The organism is Undibacterium cyanobacteriorum, from assembly GCF_031326225.1.
In the GTDB taxonomy this organism is placed as follows: domain Bacteria; phylum Pseudomonadota; class Gammaproteobacteria; order Burkholderiales; family Burkholderiaceae_D; genus Undibacterium; species Undibacterium cyanobacteriorum.
Genome location: NZ_CP133720.1, coordinates 3,459,921 through 3,478,563, shown reverse-complemented (window position 1 = coordinate 3,478,563; position 18,643 = coordinate 3,459,921). Strand labels below are relative to the sequence as shown.

Genomic DNA, 18,643 nt, shown 5'->3' with positions numbered 1-18,643 from the left:
AGGATAAAATCTGTTTTGATTTTACTAATTTCCGTCTTTGCGGGCTCACATGAAAGTGACTAGGTGTGGTTAAAAAGTCGCATTTTACGTGTAAATATATGAGATTTATCGATTTTTGTGTCACTTTTCGATACGAAAGGGGGCGAATTTCGATACTTTCCAGATAGCACTAAGTTTCCCTAGCTTAATGAAAGTGTTTGTCCTACTATGCATCGTGGATTTTGTTTTTGGCATCTGTGTTTGCAATCTTCACGCAATCTCCTCCGTCACTCCAAGTGACTTCTCCCCGAAGCCGGACTTCGGGTTTTTTTTGTCCGCAGCAACTATCAATCGATAGTCGTGATACCGGAATCTGCTCAAAATTTAAACAATGCTTGCACTAAGTCATTGAAAATGCTATAGTTTCCGACTCTCTGTTCACCCAAGAGAGAATTTAACAAGGGAGCGTCCGCTGACTTTACTCTGTTTTCAGAGATAAGATGGGCCGGAACCACCGAAAAATCAGGGTGTTTTTTATCTTTTTTTATTAGGATTCAACATGAAAACCTTTTCCGCTAAGGGCCATGAGGTTCAGCGCGACTGGTTCGTGATTGACGCGACAGACAAAGTTCTCGGACGTGTTGCCAGCGAAGTGGCACTCCGTTTACGCGGCAAACATAAACCAGAATTTACACCACACGTAGACACAGGCGATTTTATCGTTGTTGTGAACGCATCCAAATTGCGCGTGACTGGTACTAAAGCTCTGAACAAAGTTTACTACCGTCATTCTGGATACCCAGGTGGCATCTACGAAACGAACTTCCAAAAAATGCAAGCCCGTTTCCCAGGCCGCGCTTTAGAGAAGGCTGTTAAAGGCATGTTGCCAAAAGGCCCACTCGGTTACGCGATGATCAAGAAGTTGAAAGTATATGCTGATGCAACGCATCCACATGCTGCTCAACAACCACAAGTACTCGATATCTAAGGAATAGCCATGATCGGTAATTACAACTACGGAACTGGCCGTCGCAAGAGCGCAGTTGCTCGCGTATTCCTGAAAACAGGTAGCGGCAAAATCGTTGTTAACGGCAAACCAGCAAACGAATACTTTTCTCGTGAAACTGGCTTGATGGTTATTCGTCAACCACTCGAGTTGACTAACCACCTCGAAACATTCGATATCATGGTGAACGTACACGGCGGCGGTGAATCCGGCCAATACGGCGCAGTTCGTCACGGTATCACACGTGCTTTGATCGACTATGACGCAAGTTTGAAATCTGCATTGTCTAACGCAGGTTACGTAACACGTGATGCTCGTGAAGTTGAACGTAAAAAAGTTGGTTTGCGCAAAGCACGTCGCGCAAAACAATTCTCCAAGCGTTAATCTGCAATCCTTTGTTATTGCAGCTTTTTGCTGGAACAAAAAACCGCCACACTGTTGGCGGTTTTTTTTTGCTTTCATGTTTGTTGATTTTTTCAAGAGGCTAGAAGGACAGGGTGAGGCGAATCGCTGCACGTGACTGGTGTTCGTTGAGTTTGTCTTCATCGGGCCTGTGAAACGCGACAGCGTCTGCGTCTACCTGAGTTGAGTCAGGGTTCTATTGGGGATTCAGGCGGCGACTGTTAAAATGCAAGAAAATTTCTGCAAAGTATTGGTTTCAATTTGGGATATCGAAAAATGATCAAGATTGGTATTGTCGGTGGCACAGGATATACAGGAGTTGAGTTATTACGTATTTTGGCGACGCATCCTCACGCGCAGTTGACAGCGATTACGTCGCGTAAGGAAGATGGCGTTCCTGTATCTCAAATGTATCCATCATTACGCGGTCGCGTCGATCTGTGTTTTTCTTCCCCTGATAAAGCCGATTTGAATCAATGTGATGTGGTGTTTTTTGCGACACCGCATGGCGTGGCGATGGCACAAGCGCCAGAGCTCCTTGCAAATGGCGTCAAAGTCATCGATCTTGCAGCAGATTTTCGTATGCAGGACGTCGCCCAGTTTGAGAAATGGTACGGCATGGAGCACAGCTGCAAAGATCTGTTGTCCGAGGCAGTGTACGGCTTACCGGAGCTAAATCGTGAGCAGATCAAGAAAGCACGTTTGATTGGTAATCCAGGCTGTTATCCAACGACGATGCAATTGGGTTTTGCGCCCTTGTTAAAAGCAGGATTGATTGACGCTGATCGTTTGATTGCGGATTGCAAGTCGGGTGTTTCAGGTGCCGGTCGTAAAGCCGAAATAGGCATCTTATTTTCCGAAACGAGTGATAGTTTCAAGGCTTATGGCGTGGCAGGACACCGCCATACACCGGAGACGATCGAACAATTGCAGCGCATCAGTGCTGAAAAAGTAGATCTCTTGTTCACGCCGCATTTGGTACCAATGATTCGTGGCATGCATTCGACGCTCTATGCTCAGTTGAAAGATTCTGCGATGGCTCTTACAAATGAAGAGTTGCAGAAGTTGTTTGAAGATGCCTACCGTGACGAGGCCTTCGTCGACGTGATGCCATTCGGTTCTCATCCAGAGACACGTTCAACACGCGCCTCGAACATATTGCGCATCGCTCTGCATCGCCCAAGTAATGGCCGCACTGTGGTGATCTTGGTGGTGCAAGACAATTTGGTGAAAGGTGCCTCAGGCCAAGCGGTGCAATGTATGAATTTGATGTTTGGGCTTGATGAGACCACCGGTCTGAATCATGTACCGATCAATCCATAATGATTAAAAAATTTTGGAAAAGACGCCTCGTCGCGTCGAAAATGACGATTAATCAGCATGTGCCTTGGCCGATTAAGTTTGCCTTCATCGCCGCCGTGATCGGTGTCGGTGGTGCGATTGCGATGTGGACTTACGAAATGGGGCGCAACTTCGCATTTGGACCCAAATTTTCGCCCGAATTGGTGAGTCGCTTGCAAGAGCAGGTGTCGACTCTCACGGAAGAGCGCGAAAAACTCTTGGCGAGCGCCACTACCATCGAAAGCCAGCAAGCAATGGAAAAGTCAGTGCAAAAGCAATTGACTGACCAGATCAATGGGCTGACGGCTGAGAATAATAAGCTTAAAGAAGATTTGGCATTCTTTGAAAGTTTGATGCCATCAGCGAATCGTCCGCAAGGAATTACTTTGCAAAACGCCAAGATTGAAATGGCTGCACCAGGGCAGCTGCGGTTCCGCGCCTTGGTCATGCAAGGTGGTAAGGCTGTGCGTGAATTTTCTGGCGAGATGCATATCAGCTTGACATTAGTTCACGCGGGTAAACCTGTTATCATGGAATTCCCAGATGCTAAATCTGGTGATGCTAGCAAGCTCAAGTTGAGCTTCAAACACTATCAACGTGTCGAGGGACAGATTACTTTGCCCGAGGGCGCTAGCATAAAAAGCGTACAAATGACAGTTCTGGAGAAGGGCGAGCTGCGTGCGAAACAGGCCGTCAACCTGTGACCACCAGCGCGGCGATGGGATCTGCAAGCCCTTGTTCAGGGTCTTGTATTTCACCCCTCATTTTCGTTTAAACACTGTCACAATTCTAAATAAAAAAGAGGAGTTTGCATGTTTAAGTCTAAGAACAAAAGTACGATTGATAGCTTGATTGGTGCCTCCACGCATATTGAGGGCAATGTCCATTTCAAAGGTGGTTTACGTATTGATGGTCGCGTTAAAGGCAATGTCGTTGCCGAAGCTGGAGAGCCAAGTATTTTGGTAATTTCTGAGCAGGCCGTGATTGATGGCGAAGTGCGCGCAGGCCACGTCGTGGTCAATGGCGTGATCAACGGTCCGGTGTTTTCCAGTGATTTGATCGAGTTGCAAAGCAAAGCGCGGATCTCTGGTGATGTGCACTACAAAGCCTTAGAGATGATGAATGGCGCGCTTGTCTCAGGCAAGTTAGCACATGATCAAGTGGCTGAGCCAGTTCTGAAACTTGCCGCTTCCAACTAAAAAAAGTAATCCGGTCTATAATAGAGGACTGAAACAAATCAACGCAGGAGTCTGTTATGAACGCTGTTACTGAAATGCCAAGCCCAATCATCTTTACTGATAGTGCAGCAGCGAAAGTTGCGCAATTGATCGAAGAAGAAGGAAACCCAGATTTGAAATTGCGCGTGTTCGTGCAGGGTGGCGGATGCTCCGGTTTTCAATATGGTTTCACTTTCGATGAAGTGACCAATGAAGACGACACCATCATGAATAAGAATGGTGTGCAGTTGTTGATTGATGCAATGAGTTATCAATATTTGGTTGGTGCCGAGATTGATTACAAAGACGATCTTGAAGGCGCTCAGTTTGTGATCAAGAATCCAAACGCACAATCAACTTGTGGATGCGGTTCCTCTTTCTCAGTATAAGACCGACATCGCTCTTAAAGAGTTATTTAAAAAATGGACGCTACAGCGTCCTTTTTTTTGCTTGTTTCGACTGGATCAAATCGCGATTTCTGCGATAGCTGGAAGATAGAAACCTACACGACTCCGTGTTTCCTACTCTTGTTGCTGGCGATGTGCTTAAACCAGGCTTACTCAAACTTTGTTTCGCTTTTGTTCAACATTAGTGCTGCATTTGCGCCGCATAGAACTTAACAATCTCCGCTAAGGGCGGTACACTCGATTCAACATTGTTGATCACAGCGAACATGCGCCAACGGCTCACGTTTCTTACCCTAGTTTGGCGAAGTTGATGACGAATCCAATAGCACAAGCTGACTTAATCAAGACCTTTCGTCGAGTTCTGCCTGCGCACAGCATACTTTCCGACGCCGAGCAGACTCGCCCTTACGAATGTGACTCCTTAACGACCTATCGACAATTGCCTCGTCTTGTCGTCTTGCCGGAAAACGAAGAGCAAATTCTCGCGGTGCTGGCGATTTGCAAGCAATATCAAATTCCAATTGTGCCGCGCGGTGCGGGTACAGGGCTGTCAGGTGGTGCGATGCCAGTTCCAGATGGCATTGTGCTCTCCACCGCTAAGCTCAAAAAAATCATACGCATCTACCCGACTGAGCGCGTCGCCGTAGTGCAGCCCGGTGTGCGTAATGTGAGCGTGTCCGAAGCAGCAGCGCATGCTGGACTCTTTTACGCGCCCGATCCTTCTTCACAATTAGCCTGCACCATTGGTGGTAATGTCGCTGAGAATGCGGGCGGCGTGCATTGCTTGAAGTATGGATTAACGGTACACAATGTTTTGGGCGCGCGGGTGTTGACCATTGATGGTGAGATTCTCGAACTCGGTGGAGACGCACTCGATGCCCCTGGGCTTGATCTGTTGTCGTTGATGATAGGTTCTGAAGGAATGCTGGGCATCGTCACGGAAATTACCTTACGTTTGCTGCCGAAGCCGAACGTGGCACAGGTTATTTTGGCCTCGTTTGATAGTGTTGAAGCTGCCGGTCAGGCAGTGGCTAATATCATTGCAGCAGGATTGATCCCAGCAGCTTTAGAGATGATGGACCAGACCTCAGTGCGTATGGTTGAGCCGTTTGTCCAAGCTGGCTACGACCAAGACGCGAAAGCGATTTTGCTATGCGAGGCTGATGGTAGTTCTGTGCAGGTTCAAGAAGAGATCGCCTTGATGAGTGGTGTTCTCAATGATTCTGGGGCTCGTCAGCTGCGCGTTTCATACAGCGAGCAAGAACGCTTGAAATATTGGTCCGGCCGCAAAAATGCATTCCCAGCGGCGGGACGCATATCACCGGACTATTACTGTGTTGATGGCACGATTCCACGCCAACATTTGGCACGTGTTTTGTTGGCGATCACCGAGATGGAAAAGAAATATGAACTCCTGTGCGCGAATGTCTTTCACGCCGGGGATGGAAACTTGCACCCTTTGATTTTGTTCGATGCCAACCAAGCAGGGGCATTTCACAAAGCAGAGATGTTTGGAGCAGAGATTTTGGAGCTTTGCGTTGAACTTGGGGGCAGCATTACGGGAGAGCATGGGGTCGGCGTCGAGAAACTCAATTCCATGTGCGTACAGTTTACTCCTGAGGAAATGCAAACTTTACTCGACTTAAAATCTGCCTTCGATCCCAAACAATTGCTCAACCCCGGCAAGGGCATTCCAAGTCTCAACCGATGTGCTGAGTATGGTCGTATGAATGTGTCTGGTGGAATGTTGAAGTTCCCGCACCTCGAACGATTCTAGAAGATTTGATAGGCGATCTGATATGGCACGTACCAAACGAACGACTGTCAAAAGCACGGTAGAGGCTGAAAGTGCTTCGGCGCAGAGTATCCCTCCATCTGCGTTGCAGAATGGTGCTGTTGAGGTATCTACGCGCTCGTCGGAAACTCAAGCAAGCCCCAAAAGAGTACCTAAATCGACGAAAAGAAATACCAAGCGTGATAATGCACCGTCGGCTCAATCGGATTCAACATTTGCTACTCCAAGAACCGAAGCAGTCACTAGTTCGGTGCAATTAAGTGTCTCGACGCCAGCGATAGTAAGTGATCCAAGTGAGTTACAAGAGCATCCCACTACATCCACTGTCGCACAAGATCACTTGATGCCATGGCGCGAACAAATACGCGAGGCTTTAGCAAAGCAAAGAAAATTACGCATCGTCGGTGGTGCGAGTAAAACTTGGTATGGGCGTAGTGCCTCTTCAATCGATACTGATGGATCAGAGCGTGGTGGTGTGGTGGAAGTGGACGATTTTCATACCCGCGCCTACGCCGGAGTGATGGAATATGAACCGAGTGAACTGTATATCAAAGCGAAAGCGGGAACCTTGCTCAGTGAAGTGAACGTGTTGTTGGATCAGCATCAACAAATGTTGGCGTTTGAGCCTCCTTTATTCGGTCCGAGCGCGACCATCGGCGGTATGCTTGCGTGCGGGATATCGGGGCCGCGCCGCGCTTATACCGCTGCCATCAAAGATCATGTGCTCGGTATTACGCTTTTGAACGGTCGCGCCGAAGTTTTGCGCTTTGGTGCGAAGGTGATCAAGAACGTGGCAGGCTTCGACGTGCCGCGCTTGTGTGTCGGCAGTCTAGGCAAGCTGGGTGCGGTGATGGAAGTGACGTTGAAGGTGGTGCCCAAACCGCAGGTCGAATGTAGTCTGGTCTTCGCGATGTCTGAGCACGACGCGATGCTGGCGCTGCATCGTTGGGCGCAAGAATGTTTGCCGATCTCAGCCAGTTGTTATTATGCGGGGCGTTTGAGTATTCGCTTGTCTGGTTTAGTCGAAGTCATCGAGCAAACCCATCACAAACTCGGGGGCTTACGGATCGATAATGATGCTCAATTTTGGCAGAGCGTGCGTGAACAAGAACACTTTTTCTTTGCCGCCGAACCAGCGATGCCTTTGTGGCGTTTGTCATTGCCAAGTAGTGCGCCAGCGCCTGAATTTCGCTGTAAGAGTTTGATCGAATGGGGTGGTGCGCAACGCTGGTTGTGGACGATGGAAAACGCTGAAGTGGTGCGAAGTTTTGCGCGCCAGATGCGTGGTCATGCGACTATGTTCAGAAATGTGCCAACTGGTGAGTTAGCGTTCAGTGACGTTAGCGCAGCACAGCGCGTGCTCGAGGAGAGAATACGAATGGTGTTTGATCCAGCCGGGGTGTTTGATCTCGGCCGAAACGATCGCTCAAACCACAGGTAATGGTGAAGAATGCAAACGAATTTATTGCCCGAAATAAGAGCCACTATCGAAGGTGCTGAAGCAGAGAGCATACTGCGTAGTTGCGTGCACTGCGGTATGTGCAATGCGACTTGCCCTACGTATCAATTGCTAGGAGATGAATTAGATGGCCCACGCGGGCGCATTTACTTAATCAAACAAATGTTGGAAGGGCAGCAAGTGAGTGCGATCACCCACTCACATTTGGATCGCTGTTTGAGCTGCCGTAGCTGTGAGACGACCTGTCCTTCAGGCGTGCAATATCATCGCTTATTGGATATTGGTCGAACCGAACTGGAGCGGCGTTCACCTCGAAATTTCTGGCAATCTCTGTTACGGGCTGGGCTCAAACATGGACTGACGAATCCTCGTCTGTTCAACATGGCCTTGCACTTGGGACGCGGTATGCGTGCTGTATTGCCAGATTCACTGCAGAAAAAAATTCCTTTGACAGTCGCGCCTGAATTGTTAAAACGTCCCGTTACCCAACACCCACGGCAGGTGCTTCTATTGGCTGGTTGTGTGCAATCTGCTTTGGGGCCGGAAATCAATGCAGCGACGGCGCGCGTGTTGGATGTTTGTGGGGTACAAGCCATTGAAATCGCACAGTCGCAATGTTGTGGAGCGGTTGCTCTACATTTAAGCGATGCTGAGCGAGCTCGCCAACAGGCGCGTCAGACCGTTGATGCATGGTGGCCGCATTTGCAATCAGGAGCGGAAGCGATCGTGATGACGGCTTCCGGTTGTGGCCTGATGGTGCATGATTATCCCGAATTGTTAGCGCAGGATCCTGTGTACGCGGAGAAGTCAAAAGTAATGGCGAGTAAAAGTATGGACGTCGGGCGGTATTTAAGTTCCTTTCGCCATCAGCTGATTGAAAGATTGGGCGGCAAGATCGAGCAAACTCTTGCGTGGCACGCGCCCTGCAGTTTGCGGCATGGTCTGCGTGAAGATCGATTTGTTGAAGATTTGTTGCGTGAGCTCGGCGCAGAAGTACGCACTTGTCGTGATGCGCATCTTTGTTGCGGATCAGCGGGCACGTATTCGATTTTGCAGGGACCCTTATCGCAACAACTACGCGATCAAAAAGTAGAAGCGCTCCAAGAGTGCGAAGGTGAACGTATTGTGTCGGCCAATATGGCTTGCCAACTTCATTTGCAGACAGGCACCAATACACCGGTGGAACATTGGATCATGCTACTCGATCGAGCGATCGACAAAACTTGATTTAGCTAGCGACTCTCGGCAAACAGCTGGATTTTAGTCAGTGCATAAAAAAATCGCCAAACTCAAAGAGAATGGCGATTAATGTGCATCACAGCTGAAACGAGGTTCCATCTGCTTACACCCCAAAACAAGAGGCTAGACTACTCGAAGGGGAGGAGGTCGAATCAAGTAGTCTTTTCGCTTAGGTCAGAAGCGATAGCCGAAACCAACGCCAACCAATACTGGGTCAACTTTTACAGCACTGATTTTCGCGCCGCTCAAGCTGACGTCACTGCGAATCTGTACTTTCTTCACATCGATGTTGAAAGACCAGTTTTTGTCGATCTTGAAGTCAACGCCAGCTTGCAAAGACAAGCCAAAGCTATTGCTTTCCAAACCGCCTTTGCCGCCCAACAAGTTCACAGAAGATATGTTGGTGTAGTTCACGCCAGCGCCGAGGTAAGGATTGACATCGCCAGTTGGAGCAAAGTGGTATTGCAAAGACAAAGTTGGTGGCAAATGTTTGAACGTACCAATGTCCGCACCATCCAAATACACAGTGTGTTTTTGTGGGTAAGTCAAAATCAATTCTGCTGCAATGTTCGGTGTCACGAAATAAGAGACATCGAACTCAGGAATAGTTTTTTTGCTGACAGTGATGCGATCTGCTGCGCCAGTGCCACCGACTGGATCAGAACCATTTGCTGGGCTGATATTGACTGCGCGACCACGCAACAACCAAGTACCTTCTTGAGCCATCGCTTGTGTGCTAACAGCGCCGAGTGCAGCTAAAGAGAGTGCGAGAACGATCTTTTTCATTTTGTATTTCCTTAGTGTTGAACTGAAGTGTTAATCAAAAAATCAAAATTTGATGAAAGCAGTGTAGTTGCGCACTGCACCATTAGATTTGAGCTAGATCAAGCGCTAAGGGAGCTGAGGTGGAAAGCGGGTGTGGGTTTGCGGTAGCGCAAACTTGGGTAATTTTGCCTGCACAGACCTTGAATTTTGTCGTGCCTAATATCGAGTCGTGCCTAGTGCATGAACGATGGCGGTGATTCAAAACAAAAGCGCCACAATCGCTTGTGGCGCATGAGGGTAAAGCAAGTACTCAGCCCTTATTCTTCATCCGAGTTTTACTATCTCGAATGTTGGTGTCTCATCAGAGTTTTTTCACGACCACGCATCCAATCGAATAACCAGCACCAAAAGAGCAGATGACTCCGATCGCATCCTTAGCGAGGTCATCTTGGTGCTTGTGGAAAGCAATGATGGATCCTGCCGAGGAAGTGTTCGCGTAAGTGTCGAGAATCGTTGGTGATTCTTCAGGGCTGGCATCGCGACCAAGGATGAGGCGGGCGATCAACAAATTCATGTTCAGGTTAGCCTGATGCAGCCAGAAGCGTTTGATACTCTCAACGTTCAGACTTGCACTTTGAACCGTGCTCGTGATGGTCTCGGCTGCCATTGGACACACTTCTTTAAATACTTTGCGACCTTGTTGACGGAACAGTTTATCCGGAGCGCCGATGCCACTCTCATCAGCACGATTTAAGAAGCCGAAGTTGTTGCGAATATTGTTTGAGAATTGGGTTTTTAATTTCATCCCTAAAATTGCGAACTGGTGCGCCGAAGTGGCGAGATCAGCGCGTTCCAAAACGATTGCGGTACAAGCGTCTCCGAAAATGAAATGACTATCGCGATCGCGCCAATTCAAATGGCCGCTGGTAATCTCAGGATTGACAACTAATACAGCGCGCGCTTGACCACTTTGGATGGCGCTCATCGCAGCTTGGATACCAAACGTGGCAGAGGAACAAGCAACGTTCATGTCATAGCCATAGCCGTCAATGCCCAGAGCATTTTGAATTTCAACCGCCATTGCTGGGTATGCGCGTTGCATATTCGAAGCCGCACAAATTACCGCATCGATATCAGCCGCTGTTTTCCCTGCGCGTTCCAAAGCTTGTTTGGCTGCTGCGACTGCCATGTCACACATAATCGACGGCTCGTCATCGCTGCGTTCTGGAATACGGGGCACCATACGATTGACATCGAGTACACCATCTTTATTCATCACGTAACGTGATTTGATACCCGAGGCTTTTTCTACAAACGCTTCGCTTGAAGGTTCGAGGGCTTGTAATTCTCCATTGGCGATTGCCGCTGCATTCTCTTGATTGTATTGCTCAACGTAGGCATTAAAGCAGGCGATCAATTCGGCGTTTGAAATGGATTGATCTGGCGTATATAAACCGGTGCCGCTGATGACGACTTGATTCATCTGATTTCCTCGGTGGAGTGGTGTTGTAATGTGATGCAGCTTAGCATCTTTGACTGTCAAACGCGAAGTCTATGCTGCGGCCGTGGCAGACTAAGAACAGGCGTCAGGCCATGCCGACACTGCAGAAAAGCTCATTCTTTGACGAGCTTGACGCGACCTTGATGGCTGCGTTTCAGTGTCGCATTCTACACAAAGCTTCCAATAGACTTGCGCTTCCACAAAAAGTTAGAGGAGTTCTTCAAACTGCTAAGTAGCGCCCTGGACGGTGATTGAGCATGATGGCCAGATTGAGAACCACCGCGCCGAGGACAGAGGCCAGCATGGCAATCGGATGCACAATAAAAAATGATGCGAGAACAATGCCGATGTCTAGGCCCATTTGCAATTTTCCTGCACGAATTCCATGTTTATCTTGCAAGTACAAAGCCAAAATGTTGATACCGCCGAGACTGGCATGATGTCTAAACAAAACAATAAAACCGACTCCCATTAAAGAGCCACCGATGATCGCCACATAAAAAGGTGTGATGGTGCTCAAATGTATCATTTGTGGATGAAGGCTAGAAAAAATCGAAACCAAACCAACAGAACAAAAAGTCTTCAGCGTGAATTGCCATCCCATGCGCTGCCATGCGAACCAGTAAAACGGTAGATTAATTAAGAAGAAAACCAAACCAAAACTCAGGTTGGTGGCGTAATGAATCAAGAAGGCTAAGCCAGCCGTGCCGCCCGTGAAAAGGCCGGCTTGTTTAAACATGGCGACGCCGAGTGATACCAATAGGGTGCCTGTAAAAATGGCAAGAACGTCTTCCAAAAAATGATGGGGGACGGCGGTAGGGACGGCGGGCATGGCGGCGCTCATGATGTGGTAACAAAACAGAGAAATGAATGTCCCACATTGTAGACTTGAACTAGGCCGACTCACATGTCGATTCGGCCTTTGCTTGACGCTGCTCAAATTCTGCCTAGGCTTCAGCAGAATCGAGCAGTTTTTTGCGCGGTGATGGATCAGTCAGTTCGGTTTCGCACTTAGGATTTGAGCGTTTTGAGTTGTTCTTCAGCCTCGCTCTTCGAAGCTTTCGGTAAGCCGGGTTGGCTATTTAAGGCTTTTTCAAAGTTACTGATGGCCTTGGCTTTTTCACCGAGCGACTGCTGTGCTTTGGCGAGACGGAAGTAAGCCGCCGCACTAGCTTCGATCGCGATAGCTTTTTCGAAATAGGCGATCGCTTCCTTCTGTTTCCCTTGTTCTTGCAAACTCTTACCTAAGCCAAAATTCCCGAGTGGGAAGTCGGGGTAACGTAAATTGGCATCGGTGAAAACCTTGTCTGCCTCGCTATACTTTTTATTGTTGATGAAACTGTGTCCGAGACTGGTCAGAACAGATCGATGAATTCGATTTAAACCTTCAATGTTCGCGGTATTGACACTCAGTGCGATACTTTGTGCTTTGGCTAAATTGTCGTTCGCAATATCGAGCTGTGCTTGAAAAAGTGTGGCCGCGACCGGGTTAGTCTTACTGGTGTCTGCAATGAACTCTTCTGCATTTTTCTTCCCTCCACCAACCACTTTCGGTGCTTGGATATAAAACTGCAGCATGGAAAAACGTGCACCGAAATTATTGGGATCCAGCTCCATCGCTTTGCGGATGGAATCTTTAAATTTATTGGCGTAACTCATGGCGGTGAATACGCTGGCCCTTTGTGCTTTCAGACCGTTGATGTTGCCATGCAGTTCATAGCATTCGGAAAACTTGGGATTGGCATTGATACATTGTTCCGCGAGCTTTAAAGCCTCGTCTAAGCGGCTCTCCTTACCTTCGATCAAAATGAGTTCAGTTTTCGCGGCCAGCGCATCGGGATGATTGGGGCTCGCCTGCAGGCGTGCGTTGGCAGCCTTTTCTGCCTCTACATACTTTCTTGCTTTGAGTAAGCTATCAAATTCATGTGCTTCAGCTAGTTGAGAAAAGCTTAATGTAATGATGGTCGCTATCAAAGTTGTCTTTTTGAGCATGATTGAACATCTTTCTTGAATTCTGTGGTTTGAAAACATACATCGTGGAACGAGTATGGATAGTACTTTTTCGCTAACGCGACACAAGCGGGATGCGATGACATGAGAATAACAAATTACGAATTGATGTCTTGACGTCTTGAAACGCAATCATTTCTGCGTCAACGGCATTGTTGATAATCATGTACTTGTTATAAGCATGTCGTATTTATGCGGTAAAGTAGAGCCTTGTACGTTTTTGAGAGAGATGGACGTTGGACAATTTATTACTGGTTATTGCGGCATTTGCTTTGGTTGTGCTGAACGGTTTCTTTGTTGCAGCCGAGTTTGGTTTGGTCAAATTGCGGCAAACAAGAGTAAGAAGTATCGCCAAAGTCAGTGGCTTACGCGGGCGCGTGCTCGCCGTTGTGCATAAAAATCTCGATGCCTATTTATCCGCTTGCCAGCTCGGTATCACCCTTGCTTCATTGGGCTTGGGCTGGATTGGTGAACCTGCTTTCGCACGTCTGTTGGAACCACTGTTGGTCACCGTCGGAGTGGAGTCAGAAAAGTTGATTCACGGGATCTCCTTCTTTTTCGCATTTTTCGTGATCTCCTTTATGCATATCGTCTTGGGTGAATTGGCGCCCAAGTCGATGGCAATCCGCATGCCTGAACGCGTTTCGCTATGGACTGCGCCCGCTTTGTATCTGTTCTACTGGCTGATGTTTCCAGCGATTTGGGTGCTGAATGGTAGCGCCAATAAAGTATTGAAATGGTTGGGTTTGGATGCAAGTCACGGTAGTGATGCCCATTACTCGCCGGAAGAGCTCAAAATGATTTTGCGTGGTAGTCATGCCAGCAAAAAGCTAACACCCGATGAGTGGAGCATCATGGCGCAGATGTTGGATTTTGGTGATCTTGAGATTTCCGATCTGATGCGCCCGTTTAGTGAGGTGGTAGCGATGTATAAAGATGCCAGCCTTGAAGAAAATATGGCAACCGCCGCGCGTAATCGTTTCAGTCGTTACCCCTATATCGACAGTGATGGTGAAACGGTGTTGGGTACTTTGCATCTGAAAGATCTGTTTTTGGCGCAGCAAAGCGGTAAATCCTTGCAGGATTTGAGTAAGCATCTGCGTCATGTCGAAGTGGTGCCACCGAATATGCCAGCTCTGGAACTGTTCCGTCGTTTCCGCAAAGGAGCTCCACACTTTGCGATGGTAGGTTATCGTGATGCTAAACCAGTGGGGTTCTTAACACTGGATAATCTCTTGAGTGCGCTAGTCGGGCAAATACGTGATGAATTCCGTCAGAACGACAATGATTGGACCTTGCTTGATGATGGTACCTTGATCGGTAAAGGCAGCCTACCTTTGTTCACACTCGGTATCGCCTTGGGGATTGATCTCGATAGTGAAGAGGTTGAATCGATCGGTGGTTTGATTATGCACGCGCTCGGCGACTTACCGGAAGAAGGTCAAAAAATTGAATTCCCGCAGTTCGATGCGGTCGTTAAGAAGATGAATGGGCCGCGTATACTCTTGGTCAGAATTCATCCAAAGGGCGATCAAGGAACAACGCGTGATCATTAATTGGTGAGAGTGAGGTGGGGGGGTGTCACAGCATGCTGATATTCTGTTGTAAATCCCCATCTTGACTAGACAGATAGCTTAATTTCGCTCAATGTAAAGACTTTCGGGCGGCATATATTAATCTTATTGACGTTGGCATCAGGGCGCTTTAAGAAATTCCCGAGCCCAGCGTACGTGTCTAGAAGTCTGCAACAAGCATCACTCTTGATCTTCTAATATGTTCACTAGCATTGATTAAGCTGGTCTGATGAATTCGCCGTCCATGGCAAAACCTGCGCTTGTCAGTTTTGGATGACTCTCGATGAATACACCGTATCAGTTTCTCCGGTTCACACGAAGTTTCTGGTTGGCCTTGGGCTTGTTGGTCCTATTCTTCGTCTCGTTCGGACTCTATGTCGAATCTGAAAAAGAGATCGATCGCTTCAACGAGACGCGTCTGAAGTCCCACCTTATCGCGAGCGAATTGCGACAATCCTCTGATGATCTGACACGGATGGCGCGGTCATACATCATGACCGGCGATATCGCCTACAAAGACCATTACAAAGAAATATTGGCCATCCGCGACGGTCTGATCGCGCGTCCAGTTGATTACCACGAAATCTATTGGGATCTCGTATTGAGTGACAACAAACGTCCACGTCCATCAAGTGGGGAAAAAGTGGCGTTTCTTGATTTGATGAGGAATGTTGGAGTCACGACCGACGAGTTCGCTAAGTTGGCTGAGGCCAAAATGAATTCTGACGCGCTTGCCTCGATTGAGCAGGCCGCCTTCGAAGTGTATGAATCGCGAGTTGACAAGCGCGAAGTACAAAGACAAAAAGCGATTGATCTGTTGACGGGCGATGAATACCGCTTGGCAAAGGCGAAGATCATGCAGCCTATCGCCGAATTTCACCACATCATGGAAAAACGCACCGATCAGAGTGTGAAGCGAGCGGTGGATTTGGCGATGCGCATGCGCCTTTTATTTGTGTTGGTAAGTGCCGTTACGGTCTATGTTCTTTGGCGCTCTCATCAGAGCTTACAGTTTACACTGGGTGCCTCAGTTCATGAGTTAAGGAACTACATTGCGAAGTTTGGTCGCGGTGAGTTTACCGATCCGATCCCAGTACGGAAAGGGCTAGAACTCAGTGTTCTGGGTTTACTCAGTGCCGCGCAAGTGGAATTGGCGCGGGTTGATAGCCATCGACGCAATGTTGAAATCCGCAATCAAAGATTGACCCAGTTTTACAATATTTTGAGTCAATGTAACCAAGCCATTGTCCGTAGTCATTCAGAGGATGAATTATTTCAACAAATTTGTCGCGATACGGTGCAGTACGCTGGCATTCAAATGACTTGGATAGGATTGCTGAACGAGGATAGGCACGTGATAAAACCAGTGGCGGTTGATGGACTGGGAAGCGAGCAATTGATGCAAACAGAATTCTCGATGAGCGATTTAAGTAACATGGCAATCGATACCCCCGTACTGGCTGCTAAAGATGGTCGTGCACATTGGTGTCAAGATTATATTGCGAGCTGCAAAGATGAACAGTGGCGGGAACATGCAGAACGTATGAGCTGGCGTTCCGCCGCAGCTTTACCTCTGTTTAAAAATGGCGCAGTACATGGCGTTATTTGCTTGTATTCTGCATCTTTGAATGCATTCGATGAAGAGATTCGCACCCTCTTGATTGAGTTGGCAATGGATTTGAGTTTTGCTTTGAATCGTTTTGAATTGGAAGCCGGCCGTCAACGTTCGCGGCGTATGGAAAGCTTGCGTAGTTTTATGTTGGAGCGCTTGAATGGTTCCGGTGCGCTCGATACTTTCTTCGATGACGTCGTTAAGCAACTCGAGAGCATTATTCCTGGTAGTAAATGTTCAATTTTGCTTCTGGAAAACGATGGAAAACATATCAAGACGGGTGCTACACCAAGCCTTTCTCCGACCTATAGTAAAGCAATCGAAGGTCTTCCTATCGGGCAGGGAATTGGATCTTGTGGCCATGCGATGCATTCCGGCACAAGAGTGATTGTGGAAGATATTGCGAGCCATCCATATTGGGTGAACTTTAAAGAATTGGCACTGGCCGCGGGCCTTGCGTCGTGCTGGTCAGAGCCGATCCGCTCTTCCAACAATCGGATACTTGGTGCTTTCGCGATCTACCACGCCGAGCCAACCGCGCCAGATGCGGGCCACATCATGCTCCTTGAAATGGCAGCGCACTTTTTGGCAATTGCGATTGAGAAAAATAGGACTGAGAGTAATGTGCGAAAGTTGTCGCAGGCGGTCGAGCAAAGCCCGAATATCATTATCATTACAGATACCGAAGCGCGCATAGAATATGTGAACGCGGCCTTTGTGCAGAAAACCGGCAAGACTTTGGAGGAAGTGATCGGCCAGCGACCAAGTATTCTTCAGTCAGGTAAGACACCTTTGTTCACTTATGAAGAGATGTGGGACAGCCTACGTCGAGGAGAGAGCTGGCAAGGAGAGTTGGTGAACCGTTACATCGACGGCAAAGAGTACTTAGAGTTCGCGCATATCTCGCCAGTACGAGATGTCGATGGCAAGATTACTCATTTCTTGTCGGTACAAGAAGACATTACCGATAAAAAACGAACCGAAGAGCGCATCCAATACTTAGCTCATTATGATGTTCTGACAGGATTGCCGAATCGTGTTTTACTCGAAGAGCGCGCGCGGTTTGCTTTGGCCAACGCGAAGCGCACCAATTCACAGTTGAGCTTGGTGTTTTTCGATTTGGATCACTTTAAAAATATTAATGATTCACTCGGCCACAGCACGGGCGATGCTTTGCTGATCGAACTTGCCCAGCGCCTCAAAGATAGTTTAAGAGAAGGGGATACGATTTCACGTCTAGGCGGCGATGAGTTTATTCTTTTGTTGACAGGCGCAGATGAAATCGGCGCTGAGCGCGTCGCAGAAAAATTGCTGACGACAGTGAGCCAATCCTACCAAATCGGTCAATATGATTTGAATATCTCAGCGTCGATTGGCATTGCTGTTTATCCCGAGGATGGTGAAGATCTTGAAACGCTGTTACGGAATGCTGACACTGCAATGTATCGCGCCAAGCAAGATGGTCGCAATAACTTCCGCTTCTTCACGCAAGAAATGCAAGCGCGATCGGGGCGCCATCTCGAGTTGGTGAATGCACTCCGCTATGCACTCGAACGCCATCAGTTCCATGTTGTATATCAGCCGCAGATTGCTTTGGACACAGGAATGGTGATCGGCACTGAAGCATTGCTGCGTTGGTCGCATCCTGACCTTGGCAATGTGTCACCCGCGGAATTTATTCCGGTCGCAGAAGAGACTGGCATGATTATCTCGATCGGTGAATGGGTGTTGCGCACAGCTATTGAGCAAACCAAAGCTTGGCATGAAAAGGGCTGGGCTAAGCTCGGTATCGCTGTCAATTTGTCTGCGATCCAATTCCGTCATAGTGATTTACCAGTGACTGTGACGCAGATGTTACGTGAGGTGAATCTCGCTCCGGAATTCCTAGAATTGGAATTGACCGAAGGGGTGGCGATGATTGATCCGCCAGGTGCCATTGCCATCATGAACGATCTGCATGATCGTGGTGTGCGCATGTCGATTGACGACTTTGGTACGGGATATTCATCGCTCAGTTATTTGAAGAAATTTAAAGTGTACAAACTCAAAATTGATCAATCATTCGTACGCGATATTAGCTCCGATCCTGAAGATAAAGCGATCGTGAGTGCGGTGATTAGTATGGCCCAGAGTTTAGGCTTGCAGACCATTGCGGAAGGGGTGGAAACCGAAGAACAGTTAAACTTCTTGCGTGAACAGAATTGCGATGAAGTCCAAGGATACTTCTTTGCACGGCCTTTGAATGCCACCCAATTTGAGGCCTTTATGAAAGACCGTGAGTGAGCTTGTGATTGGGGTCGCGCGGTACTTTTGAAACTGGCGAAGATGTGTGGTTT

General features: G+C 48.1%; 15 protein-coding genes. 11 read left to right on the top strand and 4 right to left on the bottom strand.

Annotated elements, in window-relative coordinates:
• Positions 1-538 precede the first annotated feature (538 nt).
• From rplM to glcF, 9 genes are all read left to right on the top strand, one after another.
• Complete coding sequence (gene rplM / locus RF679_RS14545) at positions 539-967, top strand: 50S ribosomal protein L13 (protein ID WP_186916212.1); 429 nt, start codon at positions 539-541, stop codon at positions 965-967.
• Between the two features lie 9 nt (positions 968-976).
• Positions 977-1,369 (top strand): 30S ribosomal protein S9, encoded by a 393-nt coding sequence (gene rpsI, locus RF679_RS14540; protein WP_309481348.1) that lies wholly within the window; start codon positions 977-979, stop codon positions 1,367-1,369.
• Positions 1,370-1,663: 294 nt separating this feature from the next.
• The gene (argC, locus tag RF679_RS14535; protein WP_309481347.1) at positions 1,664-2,710 is read left to right on the top strand and encodes an N-acetyl-gamma-glutamyl-phosphate reductase; all 1,047 of its coding nucleotides are present in this window, start codon (positions 1,664-1,666) and stop codon (positions 2,708-2,710) included.
• A 41-nt stretch (positions 2,711-2,751) separates the two neighbouring features.
• A complete protein-coding gene (locus RF679_RS14530; RefSeq protein ID WP_309481346.1) occupies positions 2,752-3,432 on the top strand; it encodes a DUF6776 family protein in 681 nt (226 codons plus the stop codon).
• Positions 3,433-3,540: 108 nt separating this feature from the next.
• Positions 3,541-3,927, top strand: a complete 387-nt coding sequence (locus RF679_RS14525; protein ID WP_309481345.1) for a bactofilin family protein — start codon at positions 3,541-3,543, stop codon at positions 3,925-3,927.
• Between the two features lie 56 nt (positions 3,928-3,983).
• Complete coding sequence (erpA, locus tag RF679_RS14520) at positions 3,984-4,334, top strand: iron-sulfur cluster insertion protein ErpA (protein ID WP_309481344.1); 351 nt, start codon at positions 3,984-3,986, stop codon at positions 4,332-4,334.
• Between the two features lie 328 nt (positions 4,335-4,662).
• Positions 4,663-6,129, top strand: coding sequence for an FAD-linked oxidase C-terminal domain-containing protein (locus tag RF679_RS14515; protein ID WP_309481343.1), 1,467 nt, complete (start codon positions 4,663-4,665; stop codon positions 6,127-6,129).
• Positions 6,130-6,151: 22 nt separating this feature from the next.
• Positions 6,152-7,588: a glycolate oxidase subunit GlcE gene (gene glcE / locus RF679_RS14510; RefSeq protein ID WP_309481342.1), complete on the top strand. Its 1,437-nt coding sequence runs from the start codon at positions 6,152-6,154 to the stop codon at positions 7,586-7,588.
• 9 nt (positions 7,589-7,597) lie between these two features.
• Positions 7,598-8,833, top strand: a complete 1,236-nt coding sequence (gene glcF / locus RF679_RS14505) for a glycolate oxidase subunit GlcF (protein ID WP_309481341.1) — start codon at positions 7,598-7,600, stop codon at positions 8,831-8,833.
• 186 nt (positions 8,834-9,019) lie between these two features.
• Here the strand turns inward: glcF and RF679_RS14500 are convergent, their stop codons facing one another.
• From RF679_RS14500 to RF679_RS14485, 4 genes are all read right to left on the bottom strand, one after another.
• Positions 9,020-9,631: an OmpW/AlkL family protein gene (locus RF679_RS14500; protein ID WP_309481340.1), complete on the bottom strand. Its 612-nt coding sequence runs from the start codon at positions 9,629-9,631 to the stop codon at positions 9,020-9,022.
• 340 nt (positions 9,632-9,971) lie between these two features.
• On the bottom strand, positions 9,972-11,093 hold the full coding sequence (locus tag RF679_RS14495; RefSeq protein ID WP_309481339.1) for a beta-ketoacyl-ACP synthase III: 1,122 nt from the start codon (positions 11,091-11,093) through the stop codon (positions 9,972-9,974).
• Between the two features lie 238 nt (positions 11,094-11,331).
• Positions 11,332-11,943, bottom strand: a complete 612-nt coding sequence (locus tag RF679_RS14490) for a YitT family protein (RefSeq protein WP_309481338.1) — start codon at positions 11,941-11,943, stop codon at positions 11,332-11,334.
• Between the two features lie 179 nt (positions 11,944-12,122).
• Positions 12,123-13,103, bottom strand: coding sequence for a tetratricopeptide repeat protein (locus RF679_RS14485; protein WP_309481337.1), 981 nt, complete (start codon positions 13,101-13,103; stop codon positions 12,123-12,125).
• A 254-nt stretch (positions 13,104-13,357) separates the two neighbouring features.
• On the opposite strand from RF679_RS14485, the gene RF679_RS14480 reads away from it, so the two are divergent.
• Positions 13,358-14,677, top strand: a complete 1,320-nt coding sequence (locus tag RF679_RS14480; protein ID WP_309481336.1) for a hemolysin family protein — start codon at positions 13,358-13,360, stop codon at positions 14,675-14,677.
• 301 nt (positions 14,678-14,978) lie between these two features.
• Complete coding sequence (locus tag RF679_RS14475) at positions 14,979-18,590, top strand: bifunctional diguanylate cyclase/phosphodiesterase (protein ID WP_309481335.1); 3,612 nt, start codon at positions 14,979-14,981, stop codon at positions 18,588-18,590.
• Positions 18,591-18,643 lie beyond the last annotated feature (53 nt).

Excerpts from the sequence above, each read along its gene's own strand:
- rplM (WP_186916212.1), top strand. The coding sequence starts at position 539 with ATGAAAACCTTTTCCGCTAAGGGCCATGAGGTTCAGCGCGACTGGTTC.
- rpsI (WP_309481348.1), top strand. The coding sequence starts at position 977 with ATGATCGGTAATTACAACTACGGAACTGGCCGTCGCAAGAGCGCAGTT.
- argC (WP_309481347.1), top strand. The coding sequence starts at position 1,664 with ATGATCAAGATTGGTATTGTCGGTGGCACAGGATATACAGGAGTTGAG.
- RF679_RS14530 (WP_309481346.1), top strand. The coding sequence starts at position 2,752 with ATGACGATTAATCAGCATGTGCCTTGGCCGATTAAGTTTGCCTTCATC.
- RF679_RS14525 (WP_309481345.1), top strand. The coding sequence starts at position 3,541 with ATGTTTAAGTCTAAGAACAAAAGTACGATTGATAGCTTGATTGGTGCC.
- erpA (WP_309481344.1), top strand. The coding sequence starts at position 3,984 with ATGAACGCTGTTACTGAAATGCCAAGCCCAATCATCTTTACTGATAGT.
- RF679_RS14515 (WP_309481343.1), top strand. The coding sequence starts at position 4,663 with ATGACGAATCCAATAGCACAAGCTGACTTAATCAAGACCTTTCGTCGA.
- glcE (WP_309481342.1), top strand. The coding sequence starts at position 6,152 with ATGGCACGTACCAAACGAACGACTGTCAAAAGCACGGTAGAGGCTGAA.
- glcF (WP_309481341.1), top strand. The coding sequence starts at position 7,598 with ATGCAAACGAATTTATTGCCCGAAATAAGAGCCACTATCGAAGGTGCT.
- RF679_RS14500 (WP_309481340.1), bottom strand. The coding sequence starts at position 9,631 with ATGAAAAAGATCGTTCTCGCACTCTCTTTAGCTGCACTCGGCGCTGTT.
- RF679_RS14495 (WP_309481339.1), bottom strand. The coding sequence starts at position 11,093 with ATGAATCAAGTCGTCATCAGCGGCACCGGTTTATATACGCCAGATCAA.
- RF679_RS14490 (WP_309481338.1), bottom strand. The coding sequence starts at position 11,943 with ATGCCCGCCGTCCCTACCGCCGTCCCCCATCATTTTTTGGAAGACGTT.
- RF679_RS14485 (WP_309481337.1), bottom strand. The coding sequence starts at position 13,103 with ATGCTCAAAAAGACAACTTTGATAGCGACCATCATTACATTAAGCTTT.
- RF679_RS14475 (WP_309481335.1), top strand. The coding sequence starts at position 14,979 with ATGAATACACCGTATCAGTTTCTCCGGTTCACACGAAGTTTCTGGTTG.